The following is an 18370-nucleotide window of genomic DNA, read 5'->3' as shown; positions in this document are numbered from 1 at the left end:
AGCACCGGACACTTTAATGAGAGACAATATTAGTCAACAATTAAGGTGTCATTATGAGTCAGAAGCGTACTTACAAGCAGTACCCGAAAGAGTTTAAGGAAGAGGCCGTTGCGCTTGTTCGAGAACAAGGCTATTCCGTTCCTGAGGCCGCTAAATCGTTGGGTATCGCAACCAACATGCTCTACAAATGGAAAGAAAAGGTGGAGTCTAGTGAGGCAGGTGAAGTGCTGGCCGAGGATGAGAGAGTCGAGCTTAAGCGCTTGCGCAAGGAAAACAAAGAGCTGCGCATGGAGAAAGAGATTTTAAAAAAGGCCAGCGCCTTCTTTGCGAAAGAAATGAAGTAAAGTACGATTTCATTCAGACTGAATCACCTCGCTTTCCTGTAGTTATGTTGTGTCGCGTGATGGGCGTTGGGAAAACGTCCTATTACGATTGGCTTAAGCGCCCAGGCACAGTGATAACAAGCGATACCTTGCACCTACACCGTAGGATGAAGTGGCTTTTCGAGCAGAGTCGCAATAGCCTGGGTAGTCGCGAGATGATGAAGAAATTACGCGAAGAAGGCTTTCAGATTGGTCGTTATCGGGTTCGTAACTTGATGCGCAAGCTTGGCTTAAGGGTCACTCAGCGAACCGCCTATAAAGTGACAACTAAACGCAAAACCTCGGATGCCGTAGCCGACAACTTGCTGAATCAGAATTTTAACCCAGTGGGGCCGGATCAAATTTGGGCGGGCGATGTCACTTACCTGAAGACCGGCGAAGGTTGGATGTATTTGGCGATTGTTATGGATTTGTACTCGCGTCGAATTGTTGGTTGGTACATTGATAAGCGCATGACAACTAATTTAGTGAGCAAGGCCCTGATAAAGGCCTACAACCTAAGACAGCCGCCTAAAGGCTTAGTTTTTCATAGCGATAGAGGCTCACAATATACCCGTAAGCGCTATCGAAAACTTCTAGCGGCTTACGATATGCGGGCGAGTATGGGAGACGTTGGTGCCTGTTGGGATAATGCGGTTGTTGAACGCTTCTTCGGAAGCCTTAAACACGATTGGATATTTAAGATTGCGCAGCCGACAAGAGCGCACATGAAGACTGACGTGGGCAAATATATGCGCTACTACAATGTACATCGTTTGCATTCGGCGAATGAAGATTTATCGCCAATAAAATACGAAGAATCCAAGTATGTGCTGCAAAATGGAAGAGTCGGTTCTGCTCGAACAGAGCAGGTTCGACACTTCGATTCTGCAGCCAACAAGTGAAGCGCGTTAGCAGGGAATTTATAAAAAATAGGTGTCCGGTTTTACTTGACCAGAACAGGCCGAGCGCTGACAACTTGGAGTTCAACTAAGAAAAAGAGTGGCCGACGGTATCGCTACTACATCAGCACTCGCGATACTAAGGAATATTCTGGCGCATCAGGCTTGCCTAGAATCCCTGCAGCCGAACTAGAATCGGCTGTTGTTGAACAAATCAGAGGTATTCTCAAAGCACCGCCCGTTACGCAACAGGTTGCATCTATCGTACAGGAGAAACACCACGATATTGATGAAGCCCAAGTTACCGTCGCGCTTAACAAGATCGATAACGTTTGGGAGCAATTATTCCCTGATGAGCAATCTCGCATCATTAAATTGATGATCGAAAAAATCATCGTCAAGCCAGACAATATTGATATTCGCCTTTGGGAAAATGGTATAGAACGACTCGCCTTAGAAATTACTGACTCAGCCAAACAGGAGGTCGCATGACAAATTCTTCTGGAAATAATTTGGACCGCTCTGCGGGCCGCGAAGCGGTGAACCCCAAGGATGGGGTGAACAACAAAGGTAGCGGCTTTAAAATTGAAATGAGTCAGTCAGGTGACTCAAGCGTTGTTGAAGCCAGTAATGGCCAACTCAGTATTTCGGTGCCTATCAATTTAAAACGCCGAAGCGGCCGACAACTTATCACTCTACCTGATGGTTCCTCCCATGAGCCCAGGCCATGGGATACTGATCCAACACCACTGCAGCTAGCTCTGGCACGCGGCCATTGCTGGCTCGCCATGCTGGAAACCGGCCAAGCTAAATCCCTAAGGGAAATTGCAGAGAAAGAAGGCGTCGACAACAGCTACGTCAGCCGAATGGTTAACCTGACTACACTAGCGCCAGATATCGTCGAGGCCATTCTTGACGACCAATTGCCACCGACCGTGACCTTATTTGATCTGGCGGTAGATCCGCCTAGGCTGTGGAGTGAGCAAAGAACTAAGATCAGGTGTAAAAAGATCAGGAAAGCCTAGCGTTTTCATGATACACATTATTCTTACCAGTTTCTTTTGCTTTGTAAAGCGCAGAGTCAGCAGCGTCGATAAATTCCTCCAAATTTTTCATCGCAGTATCGTATAAACTTAGACCCACGCTTATAGTCACCTGAACGCCAGACTCGAATATTGATGTCTGAACATTTTTTCGAATTCTATCACAAACTTCTTTGGCATCTTCAATGGCAGTATTAGGCATAATCACGGCGATTTCATCGCCACCATATCGGGCAGGCAAATCCATTTCTCTTACTGATGACTCAATACAATTAGCAACCTTTCTCAAAACCTCATCACCAGCAAGATGTCCATTTCGATCATTAATTTGCTTAAAATTATCAATATCAATAAAAACTAAACTTAATGCCTGATGATTTCTCTTCGCTCTCTCAACTTCCCTGTTAAGTGTTACGTCGAAAACCTCACGAATATAAAGCCCCGTTAAATCATCAGTCAATGCGATTTCTGAAAATAGTTTACTTTTTTTGTCCTCAATAATCTTAGGCTCTTCCAAGTATCCTTTGATATTTGTTAGATAATCCAGTGATGCGACCGATATTCCAACATCTCTTTCCAGTCGCTCGTTTAAACATTGCCTGTGCTTGATGATACTAACCCACAATTGCCGGGACTCATTCTCCTTATTTTTTTTTGGGTCAATGACATCATAATCATTGAATATAGCTCATTTGGATAGTTTTTCTCGTAACGTGCGAGGATGTTTTCATCGTTGGCGATTTGGCTTATCTCTCGCAAAGAAAATGCATGCTCCCCCACATCGATTATTTCTTCCATGATTGCGTAATCTGCACACATAAAACCACCTCCCAAATCTCAAGTTGGATAGTACGATATCGTTTGACGATAGGAGTCATCTAGACGACTCTGCTATTAATCGTTGCCATATCATCGCTATGTCATCATCACTCAGCGCCCGCTTTAAGAGCCCATCCTTCTCGCTCAGCCAACTACCTTCTCGTTTAGCTAACAACCTTCGGAACGACCACAATCGTTTTCCCTTTTTCGTTAACCACTTCCATCCCTGCTTGATCAATGGGTTCATCAAGAACAAATGTCCTTGAAAATTCGCTCAGGAATTGTGACTGAGAAAACAGGCTTGCCCCTTTATCTGACGCGCTGTTCTTTACTCTTCCTGATACGGAAAGAACACCGTCAGAAATTTCTGTATTCAGTTCAACTTCTTCACCTTCAAACATTTCAATAATAACTCTATATTCATGCTCATTCTCCTCAATCTCAATCGTTGACGATTGGTCTAACATGTCATATCCAGGCTGTTGAAACATTGAACGGCCCGATCTCATTTTATTCATCATGTCACCCATCCACTTATCCATTTGCGAGAAGTCTCTGGGCATGGAATTAAAGTCATCCCAAATACCATTCCAGTGTTTATCACTTTTTGGTACCGGAGAAATCAAAGGCGCAGCAGGATTATAAGTCGATGCATGCGTATTTTCTAACTGGTTCACTTTATCGTGTAGCGTCCATGTGCTGTAACCAAGTCCCGCAATAATTATAAGACAAAGAGCAACACAAGCGCTTAAGATTTTTAACTTTATGCTGTTAGTCACAGTTCACCTCCTATCAATACTTCACTACCTTTCAATACAGTTGATTGACTAGCGCCAGCCCAGAGGCTGGCACTTTTCTATCGAATGACCACAAAGAACGAGCCGCCCCCTCTGTTGATTTGCAAGAGCACTGACGCCTTATTTCTGGAAAGGGCCTTCTCCAGTGAATCAAGATCATAAACTCGGCGCTTGTTTGCAGCGACGATAACGTCCCCAGGTCGCAGGCCACTATAGGCCGCATTTGAGTTAGGGGAGACACTGGTAACTCGAACGCCACTCCCTTTTGAGTCATTTTCAAACTGCACGCCATCAAGCAAGTCATGGAACTTGTCGTTCAAGCTGGCTAAAGTGCTCGGTTTGCCAACCTTAACCTTAATACGTTTTTCGTCACCGTCACGAATGAGTGTTACAGTCACTTTATCGCCAATTTTTCTCGTGCCTATCCTGCTACGAAGCTGCCCTGTAGACGTCGTTTCCTTCCCATCAACAGCGATAATCACATCGCCAGACTTCAAACCGGCGTCTTCAGCTGAAGAATTTTCCATAACATTCGTTACCAAAACACCACCTTGACCATTTTCCATGTCAAAGGCTTTACGTAAGTCCGGGGTAATATCTTGAATACCAATACCGAGCTGACCTCTTTTGACTTCGCCATGCTCAATAATCTGTTCCATACTGGCTTTTGCCATATTCGCCGGAATGGCAAAGCCGATCCCTACATTACCTCCTGAGGGCGCAATAATTGCCGTATTGACCCCTATGAGTTCACCCGCAAGGTTCACCAAAGCACCACCTGAGTTTCCCGGATTGATAGAGGCATCGGTTTGAATAAAGTTTTCATAACCTTCAATGCCCAAGCCCGTTCTTCCAAGAGCACTCACCACACCTGTTGTCACGGTTTGTCCCAGGCCAAAAGGGTTACCGATCGCCACGACAAAGTCACCCACTTCCAAAACGTCGGAATCTGCAATCTTTACTTCAACCAGGTCATCGGCTTTTATTTTCAGTATCGCGATATCAAGCTCGGCATCTTCACCCAACACCTTTGCCTCATAACTTCGTCCATCGGCTAACGAAACTCGAACCTCATCAGCGCCCTTGATTACATGATAATTAGTCATTACGACTCCATCGTCCGCATTCACCACCACACCCGAACCAGCACTTTGCTGGCGCTTTTTCGGCTGTTGTTGAAACTGGCGCTGATCAGGAATATTAAAGAAATGCCTAAAGAAAGGGTCGTTTAATAAGGGGTTGTTGCTGTATTGCTGTGTTGAAAATGTCGAGATATTCACCACTGCCGGATGAACATCTTTGATCATTGGCGCCAATGATGGGAATGGCCTGCCATCATTCATCACATTCGGCAATGCCGCCTGAGCCTGACCAATAACAAGCATTGCCAGAAAAACAAATGTGAGATATGTTCTCTGAAGCATGGTTTCTTCTCCTCTTCTTATTTTTACCTGTGAAAAGGAGGCGGCATAAACCGCCTCCGAGAATTTACGATGAAATCGAAATACGTTTTACATCGTCTTTCGGCAATGCTTTTCTTGGAATATGGACAACCAATAAACCATTTTTCATATTGGCTGAAATATCATTTCGATCAGCGTCTTCAGGTAATGACAAAGTACGTTGAAAAGATCCTACACTGCGTTCTACACGATAGTACTGTTTATCTTTACTTTCGTTTTTTTCCTCCTTCTGTCCTTTAATAACCAGTGTGTTGCCATTCAGCTCAATCTGAATATCGTCTTCTGCCAGTCCAGGCAGATCGATCGATACCTCATACTCTTTTTTACTGCCTGATACATCCAGCTTCGCTCTATAATCACCCAAGATGGAATGATCAAACAGGCTGTTATTAAATATCGATGTTGGTCGCGCAACTCTTGAGCCCGAGAACATGCCAAATGAGCGCCACACGTCATCAAACAGGCGGTCCATTTCATTATGCAACTGCATTAAAGAACCCACTGCCTGATGTTGCGGGGTGTCAAGTTTCTTAGTCTCTGATGAACTTTCACCAAGAGCATCGTTTTTCGATACTGGAATTTGGTGAGCAGAATCATCTTCATGCTTAAACCAATTCCAAGGTTTTAATTTTTCAATATCCATGAGACACCTCCAACAAATCAGGTTGAAAAACGCTTAAAAAGGTTAAGAGGAGGGCGCACATACGTACACCCTCAATATCGCTATGCAGCCTTATTGCCTTTAGTGCTTTTCTCCTCAGCGCTATGTTCCAGAACATTCCCACCTTGATTGATGGCTATGTTTTTTGGCTTCATCGCTTCGGGAATTTCTTTCTTCAGGCTTATGGTCAACAGGCCATTAGAAAGATCAGCACCGGTTACTTCAACATAATCAGCAAGATTGAACTTTCGCTCAAACGTACGATTAGCAATGCCTTGATAGAGATATTGGCGCTCATCTTTAGTAGCTCTATTACCTGCTACAGACAACACGCCTTTTTCAACCTGAATATCCAGCTCCTCTTGAGAAAATCCTGCTACGGCCAGCGTAATGGCATAGCGATTCTCATCAAGCACTTCGATATTGTAGGGAGGGTATCCACTGGTAGTGGATTCAGCAGTCAATGCATGATTGATGAATGAACCTAAACGATCAAAGCCGACACTGCTGCGATAGAGTGGAGTTAAATCAATTGCGTTCATGGTATATCCTCCGTTAGAAGCAATATAAAATAAAAAACAATCAAAGGTGATTCGGTTTCCAAACGGACAACCTCTCACACGACTATATCTAGGGCCTACCAAACAACTTTCAATAGTCTTTCTTATAAAATTTATTTATTTTTTAACTCGCGATTAAAACTAGCTTTTATATTAAAAAAGGAGGGGGAGTAATACTCCCCCTCCTTACTATCATGAAGTCAGCTCTAGATCAGGCCCAGCCACCCGCATCAGGCATGGCAGGAGCCTCACTTTCCTCCTTAGGCGCATCCGTCACCATGACTTCAGTCGTCAACATTAACCCTGCAATAGAACAGGCATTTTGTAAGGCCGAACGCGTCACTTTTGCTGGGTCAATAATGCCCATTTCTATCATGTCACCATAGGTTCCAGTTTGGGCATTATAGCCATAGGTACCATTTTCATTTCGAACCTTTTCGAGCACAACACTGGCTTCAACGCCCGCATTATTGACGATTTGTCGAAACGGCTCTTCCATGGCGCGTAGCGCAATTCGCGCTCCAACCTGTTGATCTTCATTCGCGAGCTTCAGATCTTTGACTTTAACGGCTTCTGCAACACGGATAAGGCTCACGCCACCACCCGCAACGATACCTTCTTCGACAGCAGCACGCGTTGCATGGAAGGCATCATCTACGAGGTCTTTTTTCTCCTTCATTTCAACTTCGGTGGCCGCGCCAACTTTAATAACCGCAACACCGCCAGCCAGCTTAGCGACTCGCTCCTGGAGTTTTTCCCGATCATAGTCTGAACTGGTATTTTCTATTTCAGATTTGATCTGCGACACCCGCGCATCGATAGACTTAGCATCACCTGCACCATCCACGACAGTCGTTGCGTCTTTGGCGATAATGATACGTTTGGCACCTCCAAGCTGATCTAACTCCACTCCTTCAAGTGACAAACCAACTTCTTCGCTAATCACAGTTGCACCAGTTAAAATAGCGAGATCTTCCAGCATAGCCTTACGACGATCTCCGAAGCCTGGCGCTTTGACTGCAGCGACTTTGAGAATACCGCGCAACTGATTCACTACGAGTGTAGAAAGAGCCTCACCCTCAATATCTTCAGCTATTAACATTAATGGTCGGCTATCTTTCGCGACTTTCTCCAGCAGTGGTAACAAATCACGGATATTGCTGATCTTCTTGTCAAACAACAGGATATACGGGTTATCTAACTCAACCTGCATTTTTTCCTGATTGCTGATGAAATAAGGCGACAGATAACCATGATCGAACTGCATACCTTCAACGACTTCCAGTTCGTTTTCGAGTGACTTGCCTTCTTCAACAGTGATGACACCATCCTTACCCACTCTATCCATCGCCTCCGCAAGGATGTCACCAATATCCTGGTTCCAGTTCGCAGAAACAGTGGCCACCTGGCCAATGGATTTATTGTCATCGCAGGGTTTAGCTAGATCAAGAAGCTCTGACGTGGCCGAGTTTATTACCGCATCGATGCCTCGCTTCAGATCCATTGGATTCATACCTGCGGCGATAGCTTTGTGACCTTCACGCACCAATGCTTGTGCCAAGACTGTTGCGGTTGTCGTGCCATCACCAGCGATGTCTGCTGTTTTGGATGACACCTCTTTAACCATCTGAGCACCCATATTCTGAAACTTGTCAGACAGTTCAATTTCTTTTGCCACTGACACACCATCTTTCGTGACCCTAGGTGCACCAAAGCTCTTATCTAAGACCACATTGCGGCCTTTTGGGCCAAGGGTTGCTTTCACGGCATCGGCCAGAACATTCACCCCGGTCAACATGCGCTCACGCGCATCACCTGAAAAGATTACCGCTTTTGCACTCATGCTGCTTTCTCCTCTAACTGCTCTTGTTCGACAACGGCAAGAATATCCGACTCTTTCATGATCAATAAGTCCTCGCCATCAACTTTTACCTGGGATCCGGCATATTGCCCAAAGAGAATCCGATCACCTTTTTTCACCAAAAGCGCTCGAAGCTCTCCCGAGTCACCAGCCACACCATCTCCAACGGCTACCACCTCCCCCTGGGTAGGCTTCTCGGCCGACTTATCAGGGATAATGATGCCTGCTTTGGTGGTTGTCTCTGCCTCTAACCGGCGTACAACCACACGATCGTAAAGAGGTTTCAAAGTCATAAATTTCCTCCTAAAATGATTGATAACCTAAGACAATAAATGTCAGGAAGAACCTTCCCGTGACTGTAATTAGGGATTCTTAAATTCGATTCAAGAGGTCAAATGAAAAAAAATTAAATTGAGGTAAACCAATGATTCGGAGCGATAACACCATAAGTCAAACAAATCTTAAGGAATATTTTTACGACGGTATTAACCGAGAATCAAAAGATTTGTTGCCACCTTTGTCAGAAGAAGCACTTCACTACTTGGCTCAGCTTCTTATTCACTTTAGCGAGAGCAAACATTTATTTCAGATTAAAAACGACACCCTTTCACTGCCAACACTTGCTCTGTTATACGAGGAAGCTTATAAGGCAAAAACGGTCAGCCAGAGAAACAGCATAATCAAACAACTGGGAGACAGTTCTTTGTTTATCGGAGCGCTATTTTTTGAGAGTTTTGCGAAAAGAGGTGTTAATAAAGACTATTTTATTGGCATGGGCGGATTGAATCATGGTGGGCGTAATATTTTTAACGAACTTGCCAATAGCTTCCCTAAGTTATTGCAAGTAGTGGCAAATGTTTGCGCTGTTGAACTTAACTACAAAGTCGAAGACATTTTTTCTTTGCTGGAAAGATGGCAGCAATCAAAGAATGCCACGTTAAGAAAACAGCTTAACTCCATAGGCATTATCCCCATTGAGCTCAACCAGCGACACTGACCTTTTTAGAATACATTGTAAAAGGGGGCTTAATATCGCCCCCCACTTGCCTGTTATTTCGGCTCTTCTTTTTCCTCACCTTCAAGCGTGACATCTTCTGTATTACTGTTAACTACTGCATCGTCAACCGTAACTTCGGTGGTTAAGGATTCCAAGTTTGGCTTGGTTAAGCGATCATACTCGTACTTACTAAGGGTAAAGACCTTTTCTATATCTGAGCGCTTGACATAATATTTGCCATCTTTTTCAAATAACACCAAGGAGTAATTATCACTATTGCTCACTTTTAAGGTGGCGCGCTTATCGTCATCAAGTTCCGGCACATCTTCTGCGATATCAATCACCCTAAACGCACCTATTGCCTTGGCAAGATCACCAACCTTTTCCTGACTGATTTCTCGTCCTTCAGGAACAACTGATAGACTCCAGCTATCGCTGTCTTTTGCCAGTTCATAATCTTTACCTGTTATTTTCGTTACCGATTTAACAACCAACAAGGTTTTATCAAGCCAGTCTTTCTCAATAACGGGAGCATCGTAGGTATTAAACTCCACGGCATAGACCTCATCCTGCCCAGCAAGACGCACATGTGATCTTTTAAATCCCGGCGACGTTCCAACATAAAACTCTGCCAGAGGTTCCCCCCCCTTAGACAAGGTTAGTTTTCTTTGGTGCTTGCTATTAGAAACTTCAAACCGTTCGTGACTTGATGTAGTTTTGGCGACCGGCCAGGTCGTTTTCAATTCCTCAAGCGTACCTAACAAAGATGTCAATTTACTCTGCTCGACAGGCAAACCGCTTTCAGACAAGTGCCATCCATCGCCACTTTTCGACATTGTCACTTGTTTATCAGAGTCGCTGATTTCTATGCGATCTATCTTGCCCTTATAAATACCTAATAATGGCTCTGCAACAAGCTCTTTAGAATCGCCATTTCCCAAAATTAAAAACAGCAAGGCAACGATAAGTTGAACACTTAGCACGCCTGCTAATAAAGGAATTTTCTTTTTCATTACAAGCTCCCGTTAAGCTGCCAAAAGTTCTAAATACTGCTTGTTCTTAGCCGCGCGTTTTCGCCTTTCCCATAGGGCAACCACAGCAATGGCCAGTGCCGCTAAGACATAGTTTAGGTACTCCCAAAACATTTGAGCAGATTGTTCCATCGGCGGTAAGGTTCTGTTGAAGTGACCACGCGAACGAATACTGAGAAGACCTTCATCCTCAAGGGACCAATCAACCGCATTCGCTACCATTTGTACCGTATTAACGTACTCGGTTTGTTGAGCGCTTCCAAGCATCTGGATAATTTGATCACTTAGAAACTCGTTCGATGCAAACAGTATGATGCGGGATGATTCTGGCGATCGCTCTATCACACTACTGACTTGCAGCTCGTTCTCAGCATCTTTCCCACCTTCAGGTTTCTCTGACTCTGAATCACTGTCGTCACTTTCCTCCACTTTCTCAATAAGTGGTGACGATTGGCCAGCATAGAATGAATCGAAGCGTCCCTGAGAGACTAACGCCAATAGGTGGCTAGACTGTTCACCTCCGAGCTCAAAGGCATTCACACCCTGCGAGCTCATTTTTGGCATCACGTCCATCGAGTTTGACAGCCATGAATGTTCTGAACTACTTAATAGCTTAGTAACCTGACGCGTTTTGTTTTTTTCTTCATCTAGCGTAACAGGTGAGCTCCAGGCCATTGTAATTTGCGGTAACTCTGAAGTAATCAAATTGTCGTCATTCAAACCATCACTGCGAATATCAGCAAAATAGGGGTAATCCAACATCCGCAATTCTTGCAATCTAAAACCACCGACATTACGTGTCACAGGAACAGGGAATGAAGAGTTTTGAGGATCAAGCACCAACGAATCTTCAATGTTAATGCCGTGGTGCTCTAACCAACGTTCGAGACCACTACTGTGTTTTTGCACACTCAGATTACGATTTGAAAGGCTAGCCGAATACGGGGAAGTTGCTGCGATAACAGTCCCCCCCTTCATTAAGAACTGATCAACCGCAAATAGTTGCTTTTCATCTAGCGCTTTAGGAGCGGCGAGTAACAAAATATCAGCCTCACCTGAAACGCTACCATCAGAAAGATCTTCTTGAACGACGTTTAGTTCAGCACTTAAGAAGTTCTCGAGCTGAGAAAAACTTGCACTTCTACCAGCATAAGGAGAGGAGTAGTCGGGTTTTGGCGTCACCAAAGCCACGGTTTTTGTAAAACCGGAAGCAAATCGTTTTATACCTGCATCCAGGTTACGCTCAAACTCATTCTTGCTCATATCACCTAATGGCAGCTGCACAATTTGATCATTACCTTGCAGTGTTAAATAAAAATAAAATTGCTCATTACTAAACAAACTGGTCGCCATGGGCTTAAAGCCATAGTTCTCTCCAATTTCTTGTGCAACCTTACCACCATTGCTTTCAGGCTCTACAAACGAGAATTTTATGCGTCCAGATGACTGTGCTTCAAGTTCCTCTGCAACCTCTTTAATTTCGGCTTTAAAGGTCTGCAGTTGTTCCGGTAACTTCTCGTCTGTTGAGACATAAGCCGTTAGGCTTAAGTCGGTTTTAACTGTGTCAAAAAGATTTCCACCAGCTTGATATGCACGCAGCACTTTCTTTATTGCACGAGTCAAATCGTGCTCTGGGTTTCTTAACTGAACGTCAATATCAGACTCACTACGTGCCTGAACTTCAATAAGATCCCTAAAACCTAGCACCTGATGCTCATCACCATATTGAATTAACACATTAAAATACGAGCTTACTATAGAGGACTGATATCGATCAGCAATCTGAAAAGGTACGGGCTGTATTCCATATTTCTGATTGGCTTCCTCTTCGAGCTCCGGCGCATTTAACGGGTCGACAAACTCAACCCTTACCTTCCCTTTACCTGAAACCTCATACTCTTTTATCAAGTCTCGCATCTGCGGCACCAGTGGTGCCAATAAGGGATGGGTTTTACCACTAAAATAACCACGCACAAGAAGCGGTTCCTGAAGCTGATTTAAATAACTTTCTGTCGCTTCAGAAATAGAATATTGGTCACCTCGAGTTACATCTAAGCGTAAACCATTAGCCTGCCCCAACCACAAGTTTGCAGAGAACGCATTCGCTACAAGTAAGAAAGTAAACACTCGCCAGTATTTATGATGCTCACGAGACCCATCCGTCACCCATCGTTCTTTTTCAAGCGACAATGTGTTCAAGGCGAGGAATACAACTATTAGACTAAGGTAATAATAGATATCTCGAAAATCGATTACTCCGCGCGTTATCGATTCAAAGCGGGAGCCTGTCCCTAAAAGTCTCAGCAAGTCGCCTATTTGGTTGGCAAAAAAATCGGTTATTACCGATGAGCCGACCAGATAGAACATCCCCGCGAGCACCGAAGCACTGATCAAGCTGACTATCTGATTATCACTTCGAGATGATACAAATAAACCAATACTAAGGTAGGCCGCGCCCATGAAAAGCGTGGCAATATAGCCTGTCCATACTGGCCCCCAATCCAAATCTCCGAGAATAGCCACAGTAATGGGCAAAGGTAGTGTGATCACTAATGCGATAAGCAATAAGAATAGACACCCCAAAAACTTGCCTAGGACAAAGTGCCAAAGCGGGACCGACTGGGTTAGCACAAATTCGAGTGTTCCATTTCGCCGCTCTTCACTCCACAACCTCATGGTTAAGGTCGCGCAAAGAAAAATCAATAATACCGGCATCCACTCAAATAGAGGGCGAACGTCAGCGATATTCCTAGCAAAGAAAGATTCACCCCAGAAAAAAACAAACAATGTCACGGCAGCAAAGGTAGCCAAGAATAAATACGCGATTGGAGAAGTAAAGAAGAGCGAGATTTCTTTAGCCGCAATACGCTTGACTGTTATTTTAGATTCAATATTATGCTGCATCACGAACCTCCTCAATATCAAACTCCCCTTCATTGACCTCTTTAAACAACGTTTCTAAGTCTCTCGTCTCAGGGTGAATGAGATAGAGCGACGCGTTGTTATCAGCAACAACTCGAGCAATCGCAGCAGATATTTCTTTCACATTTTCATTTTCTTTCATGCAAACACGATATCGAGTACTGTCACTTTCTGAAGTTATGCATGTAACAGAGTCAACTCCTGCCACACTTTCTATTAGTTGGACATCCTCCTTTTTGATGGATGTTTCTAATAGAAGATGATTACTTTGTCTCAGTACTTCAAGTTCAGAATCCAGCGCCAGCTTTCCGCCATGCAACATCAATACGCGCGTACATAGCGCCTCAACTTCTTGCATAATATGGGTCGATAGAATAACGGTTGCATCTTTCGCAACCTCCTTGATGAGCTCACGCATATGCTGCGTTTGCTCTGGATCTAGCCCGTTAGTTGGCTCATCCAGAATAAGTAGTTTTGGTCGACCAAGAATCGCTTGCGCAACACCAACCCGCTGCTTAAAGCCGCGGGACAACGTTGAAATGGGAGCCAATAGTTTTGCAGAAATATCAGTCGCTTCTATAACGCGTTTAATTTCTGATTTCTTAATGTTGTTTTTTAAGCCTTTTAAGTCCGCTGAAAAATCCAAGTAATCGGCGACATTCATTTCTGAATATACAGGCAAACTTTCTGGCAGGTAGCCTAAATTTTTTTGAATTTCTTTTGGATCTAAATCTAGATCAACACCGTCAACTTTCACTGAGCCAGCATTAGCTTCAAGGTAACCGCTGATCATTTTCATGATCGTGGTTTTACCGGCGCCGTTATGACCAAGTAAGCCGACAATTTCACCCTTACCAATAGTGAAACTGACATTATCTACAGCAAGAAAACTATTGTATTTTCTGGATATCTGGTTTACTTCCAGCATGCATCCCTCCTATTTTTTTAATAGAGTTATTGAGTAAATGCAGGCAACCCTGCTATTTGAAATTCAAATACAGATTAATACGGAGGAGGACGCGCATTCATAAAGCGCTTATCAACCGATAAAAACATTGTCATATTCTCCTGTAGCTGGGATTATCCCCAAAACAAAGCTGTCAGCGATTTACTGGAGAATAGATGAGGATCAGGCGAAAAAGTTCAAGGCCTTTTTAACAATATGCACAAAATTAGTATTCACTCACCTAGAATAACCGGGATTACAAGGATCCGAGTGCACTGTGCTTTATCAGCACCAGCCATTGCGTGCCTTATCATAAGAACCGGCCTCGTTAGTTATGTATAAACAACACGGACAGTTCCACTTATCCCCCTCAGAGCTGACCAGGTACATGGAGAGCCCATTTGTCTCATGGATGGACAGGTTTTCCATTGAGCATCCTGATCAGGCGCCGGAAAAAGACCCTGCCGATGCTTTGATGAGTTCCCTCGCACAAAAGGGCTATGAGCATGAGGATGCGTTGGAGGAAGCCTTTATTGAGCAAGGCCTCAATGTAGTTAAAATCGAAGGTGAATCGTCAGATGAAAAGCACACCAATACGCTTGCAGCGATGCGCCAAGGAGCTGATGTCATTGTACAAGCCCGATTAGAGCTACCACCTTTTGGTGGCTATGCAGACTTTCTGGTTAAGGTAAGACATGAAGCCGAGTCTAGCTCTCCTTCTAAAAACAAGAGCAGTCTTGGTGATTGGCATTACGAAGTGTGGGACACCAAACTCGCCAACAAGTTGAAGCCGACCTTTGTCATCCAGCTGTGTTGTTATGCGCAAATGCTCGAATCCATACAGGGGTGCCTGCCAGAGTTTATAACGGTAGCTTTAGGCAATGGCGAAAATGAGCGACTCAGAACGAGTGACTATTTTTATTATTACCAAACTCTGAAAGCATCATTCTTACACGATCACAGTAACTACTCGCCAGACAATCGACCAGATCCTGCCGATTCTAAAAATTGGGCCGATTGGAGTAATTACGCTGAATCTCTAATGATTGAAAAAGACCACTTATTTCAGGTGGCGACTATCACCAAAGGCCAAATCAAGAAGTTGAATCAAGCTGGCATCGATACGATGCAAGAACTAGCGACGAACGACATCGAGTATGTGCCAGGCATTAACACGATAGTTCTTGATAAACTGAAAGCTCAGGCAAAAATCCAAAAGCAAAGTGCTGGCAGCGCCATTCCGCGATTCGAAATCATTACGCCTGCACCCAATGAAAAATCAGGTTTAGCATTACTCCCGCCGCACTCACCGCTTGATGTGTTCTTCGATATAGAAGGCTATCCACTTGATGAAGGCGGCTTAGAGTACCTTTGGGGCAACACGTATTTTGATGAGGAAGGAAATCGACAATTTAAAGACTTCTGGGCTCACAATCCGGAACAGGAAAAACAGTGCTTCCAAGATTTTATTCAATGGGTTTACCAGCGTTGGCAGCAAGACCCAAAGATGCATATATACCATTACGCCAATTATGAAATCGCAGCCTGCCGCAAATTGATGGGCCGTTATGGTGTATGCGAATACGAAGTAGACCAGTTGCTTCGCAATGAGGTGTTCGTTGACTTATACAAAATAGTTAAAGGCGGCGTTCTTCTGGGTGAGCCACGGTATTCAATCAAGAATGTAGAACACCTTTATCGCGGAAAGCGTGAAACTGAAGTTGGCAATGGCGGTGACTCGGTTGTGGTCTATGAGCAATGGCGAGAACTGCACTCACGAGGTGAACAGGGCGACACATGGGAAACTTCCAAAATCCTGAACGACATCAGGGATTACAACATTGATGATTGTGACTCAACCCAGGAGCTGGTCGATTGGTTGCGACAACAGCAAGCCGAACATAGCATCGTTTATTTAGGTAAAACCGAAGTCACCGAACCCGATGTCAAAGAGGAAGTAACAGAACGAACGCAGTTAAGGGACCGTCTACTTGAGCAGGTTTTATCTGAGCTTGAGTCCGAACCAAGAAAAGCGGCATTGACTGAAAACCTTGCATGGGTGCTCGAGTTTCATCGACGAGAAGCGAAACCCATATTCTGGCGTTTATTCGAAAGGCTTGGCTTAAGTCACCTTGAATTGATGGACGACTTAGATTGTTTGGCCTGCTGTGAAAGAACAGAACGTGAACCATTTAAGCCTACGCCAAGAGCGCGTAATCTGGCTTATGAATATCGATTTGATTCCACGCAGGAATTTAAAGGCGCGCAAAAACAATTCTATTTATTGGGTGTCGAAACGGATGACGGAAATACCGCAAAAGTTACCTTTGTCCGAGAGGAAAGCGATCTTGAAAATGGCCTGGTGGTCCTGCAATCGAAAGAGGAGCCACCAGCGGTCGTATCCTTAGTGCCAGACGAATACGTCAATCCAAATCCAATTCCACAAGCCATCGACCAGAGCGTTAGTGAATATGAAAGTGGGCAACTAAGTTCAGGCCGATCTGCCATCATTGATTTCCTGACACGCTCTAAACCCCGCATAAAAGGTCACGCCGAAGGGCCTATTGCACCAAGTCACGATCCGGGTGAACGACTCCAACAAATCATTCATGCGATCAGCAACCTGGATTGCAGCTATCTAACAATCCAAGGACCTCCCGGTGCTGGTAAGTCCTATACAGGTAAGCATGTTATCGCAGAGCTTATGAAGTCCGGTGCAAAAGTGGGGATTGCCAGTAATAGCCATAAGGCGATCAACAACCTGTTATTGAGTACAGCAAAATACTGCAAAGAGGAAGGTATCTCAGCCACCTTCGGCTGCACCAAAGACAATGAGCCTGAGCTGGCTGACTATGACGTAGCCATCTTAAAGAACAACAAGCTGGTCAATCATATCCAACCGGCTTGCGTGGTGGGTACAACAGCATGGGGATTCGCTCGAGAAGATTTGGCGAACGAACTCGACTACCTTTTTGTCGATGAAGCAGGCCAAGTTGCCGTTGCAAACCTCATAGCCATGAGCCGCAGCGCGACCAACCTTATCTTGATGGGTGACCAAATGCAGCTAGGTCAGCCCTCACAGGGCACACACCCGGCCGACAGCGGGCTTTCTGTACTGGACTACCTCTTACACGAAACTCCGACCATTCCAGACGACATGGGCGTATTTTTGGGCACAACTTATCGAATGCACTCCAAGGTCAACCAGTTCATTAGTGAACATATTTACGAAGGAAAACTGGAATCACACCCGTCTAACGATAAACGAATTATCGATGTGCCTTCAGACTATGAAGGGCCGCTTAATATTGAAGCCGGAGTTTTATTCGTTCCGGTGGAGCATGAAGGCAATACACAAGCCTCTGATGAGGAAGTAGCAGTAATCCAGGATCTTGCCAATAGTTTGATTGGAAGGACTTTTCATACTGGAAAGTCATCCCCAGAAACTAGACCCATCGACTGGAACGACATCTTGTTTGTCGCGCCGTACAACCACCAAGTCAGTAAACTTCGCGCTGCGCTAGGCGAGCAAGCCAAAGTGGGCAGTGTCGACAAGTTCCAAGGCCAAGAGGCCCCAATTGTGTTCTTGAGCATGTGTGCCAGCGACGCCAGTGAATCACCCCGAGGGCTGGACTTCCTCTTCGATAAGCACCGCATTAACGTAGCTATATCGAGAGCACAATCACTGGCAGTAGTCGTCGGCAATCCCAATATCGGCAAAACACCGGTGAGCCGGGTTGACCAGCTCAAGTTGGTAAATCTGTTTAATGCAGTCACGAAGAGCTAATGCTTTCTTTGACTGCCTCAGAAGTCGACTGCCTCAAGCAGTTGGCTTCATAGGCCTCAATATCTTTCTCCCGATACATAACCCGCCCCTGTAGTTTCAAATACCTGGGGCCAATGCCTTCAGAACGCCACCGCTCTAAAGTCGCTTCACTCACACCCCAGCGATTCGCCAGCTGCCTCTGATTCATGTGTATTACCGTCATAAAAACTCCTGTGTTGG

At 44.8% G+C, this 18370-nt stretch carries 16 protein-coding genes; 5 read left to right on the top strand and 11 right to left on the bottom strand.

Annotated elements, in window-relative coordinates:
• The first annotated feature begins 53 nt into the window (after positions 1-53).
• The 3 genes from H5647_RS08265 to H5647_RS08255 all read left to right on the top strand — a co-directional run bounded on the left by H5647_RS08265 (position 54) and on the right by H5647_RS08255 (position 2289).
• A protein-coding gene (locus H5647_RS08265) for an IS3 family transposase (protein ID WP_236074836.1) occupies positions 54-1267 on the top strand; the annotation gives its coding sequence in 2 pieces (ribosomal slippage) (positions 54-303 and positions 303-1267; 1215 coding nt in all).
• A 45-nt stretch (positions 1268-1312) separates the two neighbouring features.
• The gene (locus tag H5647_RS08260) at positions 1313-1756 is read left to right on the top strand and encodes a zinc ribbon domain-containing protein (protein WP_236074835.1); all 444 of its coding nucleotides are present in this window, start codon (positions 1313-1315) and stop codon (positions 1754-1756) included.
• Positions 1753-2289, top strand: a complete 537-nt coding sequence (locus H5647_RS08255) for a hypothetical protein (protein WP_200911643.1) — start codon at positions 1753-1755, stop codon at positions 2287-2289. Before H5647_RS08260 ends, H5647_RS08255 begins: the two co-directional genes overlap by 4 nt.
• Here H5647_RS08255 and H5647_RS08250 read toward each other — a convergent pair.
• The 7 genes from H5647_RS08250 to H5647_RS08215 form a co-directional block, all read right to left on the bottom strand.
• Positions 2276-2932 (bottom strand): GGDEF domain-containing protein, encoded by a 657-nt coding sequence (locus tag H5647_RS08250; RefSeq protein ID WP_236249152.1) that lies wholly within the window; start codon positions 2930-2932, stop codon positions 2276-2278. The two genes, H5647_RS08255 and H5647_RS08250, sit on opposite strands and share 14 nt — an antisense overlap.
• 358 nt (positions 2933-3290) lie before the next feature.
• A complete protein-coding gene (locus H5647_RS08240; RefSeq protein WP_045857779.1) occupies positions 3291-3905 on the bottom strand; it encodes an Hsp20/alpha crystallin family protein in 615 nt (204 codons plus the stop codon).
• A 77-nt stretch (positions 3906-3982) separates the two neighbouring features.
• Positions 3983-5347 (bottom strand): DegQ family serine endoprotease, encoded by a 1365-nt coding sequence (locus H5647_RS08235; RefSeq protein ID WP_045857777.1) that lies wholly within the window; start codon positions 5345-5347, stop codon positions 3983-3985.
• Between the two features lie 64 nt (positions 5348-5411).
• Positions 5412-6029 (bottom strand): Hsp20/alpha crystallin family protein, encoded by a 618-nt coding sequence (locus tag H5647_RS08230; RefSeq protein ID WP_045857775.1) that lies wholly within the window; start codon positions 6027-6029, stop codon positions 5412-5414.
• Between the two features lie 80 nt (positions 6030-6109).
• The gene (locus tag H5647_RS08225) at positions 6110-6589 is read right to left on the bottom strand and encodes an Hsp20 family protein (protein WP_045857773.1); all 480 of its coding nucleotides are present in this window, start codon (positions 6587-6589) and stop codon (positions 6110-6112) included.
• A 229-nt stretch (positions 6590-6818) separates the two neighbouring features.
• Positions 6819-8450 (bottom strand): chaperonin GroEL, encoded by a 1632-nt coding sequence (gene groL / locus H5647_RS08220; RefSeq protein WP_045857771.1) that lies wholly within the window; start codon positions 8448-8450, stop codon positions 6819-6821.
• On the bottom strand, positions 8447-8761 hold the full coding sequence (locus H5647_RS08215; protein ID WP_045857769.1) for a co-chaperone GroES: 315 nt from the start codon (positions 8759-8761) through the stop codon (positions 8447-8449). Before H5647_RS08215 ends, groL begins: the two co-directional genes overlap by 4 nt.
• A gap of 131 nt (positions 8762-8892) precedes the next feature.
• On the opposite strand from H5647_RS08215, the gene H5647_RS08210 reads away from it, so the two are divergent.
• Positions 8893-9465, top strand: coding sequence for a hypothetical protein (locus tag H5647_RS08210; protein ID WP_045857768.1), 573 nt, complete (start codon positions 8893-8895; stop codon positions 9463-9465).
• Between the two features lie 53 nt (positions 9466-9518).
• On the opposite strand, the gene H5647_RS08205 is transcribed toward H5647_RS08210, so the two are convergent.
• From H5647_RS08205 to H5647_RS08195, 3 genes are read right to left on the bottom strand one after another with little or no spacing between them, the layout of a single operon-like run.
• Positions 9519-10478, bottom strand: a complete 960-nt coding sequence (locus H5647_RS08205; protein ID WP_045857766.1) for a DUF4340 domain-containing protein — start codon at positions 10476-10478, stop codon at positions 9519-9521.
• Between the two features lie 12 nt (positions 10479-10490).
• Positions 10491-13400, bottom strand: a complete 2910-nt coding sequence (locus tag H5647_RS08200; RefSeq protein ID WP_045857763.1) for a Gldg family protein — start codon at positions 13398-13400, stop codon at positions 10491-10493.
• On the bottom strand, positions 13390-14346 hold the full coding sequence (locus tag H5647_RS08195) for an ABC transporter ATP-binding protein (protein ID WP_045857761.1): 957 nt from the start codon (positions 14344-14346) through the stop codon (positions 13390-13392). Before H5647_RS08195 ends, H5647_RS08200 begins: the two co-directional genes overlap by 11 nt.
• Positions 14347-14752: 406 nt before the next feature.
• Between H5647_RS08195 and H5647_RS08190 the strand changes: the two genes are divergently transcribed.
• Entirely contained in the window at positions 14753-18151 is a 3399-nt protein-coding gene (locus H5647_RS08190) for a TM0106 family RecB-like putative nuclease (RefSeq protein WP_236074832.1), read from the top strand.
• Here the strand turns inward: H5647_RS08190 and H5647_RS08185 are convergent.
• Positions 18138-18353 (bottom strand): helix-turn-helix transcriptional regulator, encoded by a 216-nt coding sequence (locus H5647_RS08185; RefSeq protein WP_045857757.1) that lies wholly within the window; start codon positions 18351-18353, stop codon positions 18138-18140. The genes H5647_RS08190 and H5647_RS08185 overlap by 14 nt on opposite strands.
• Positions 18354-18370 lie beyond the last annotated feature (17 nt).

The sequence above is a fragment of the Teredinibacter purpureus genome (assembly GCF_014217335.1).
In the GTDB taxonomy this organism is placed as follows: Bacteria; Pseudomonadota; Gammaproteobacteria; order Pseudomonadales; family Cellvibrionaceae; genus Teredinibacter; species Teredinibacter purpureus.
The sequence above is the reverse complement of the archived record's forward strand: the minus strand, read 5'-3'. Positions and strand labels throughout refer to the sequence as shown.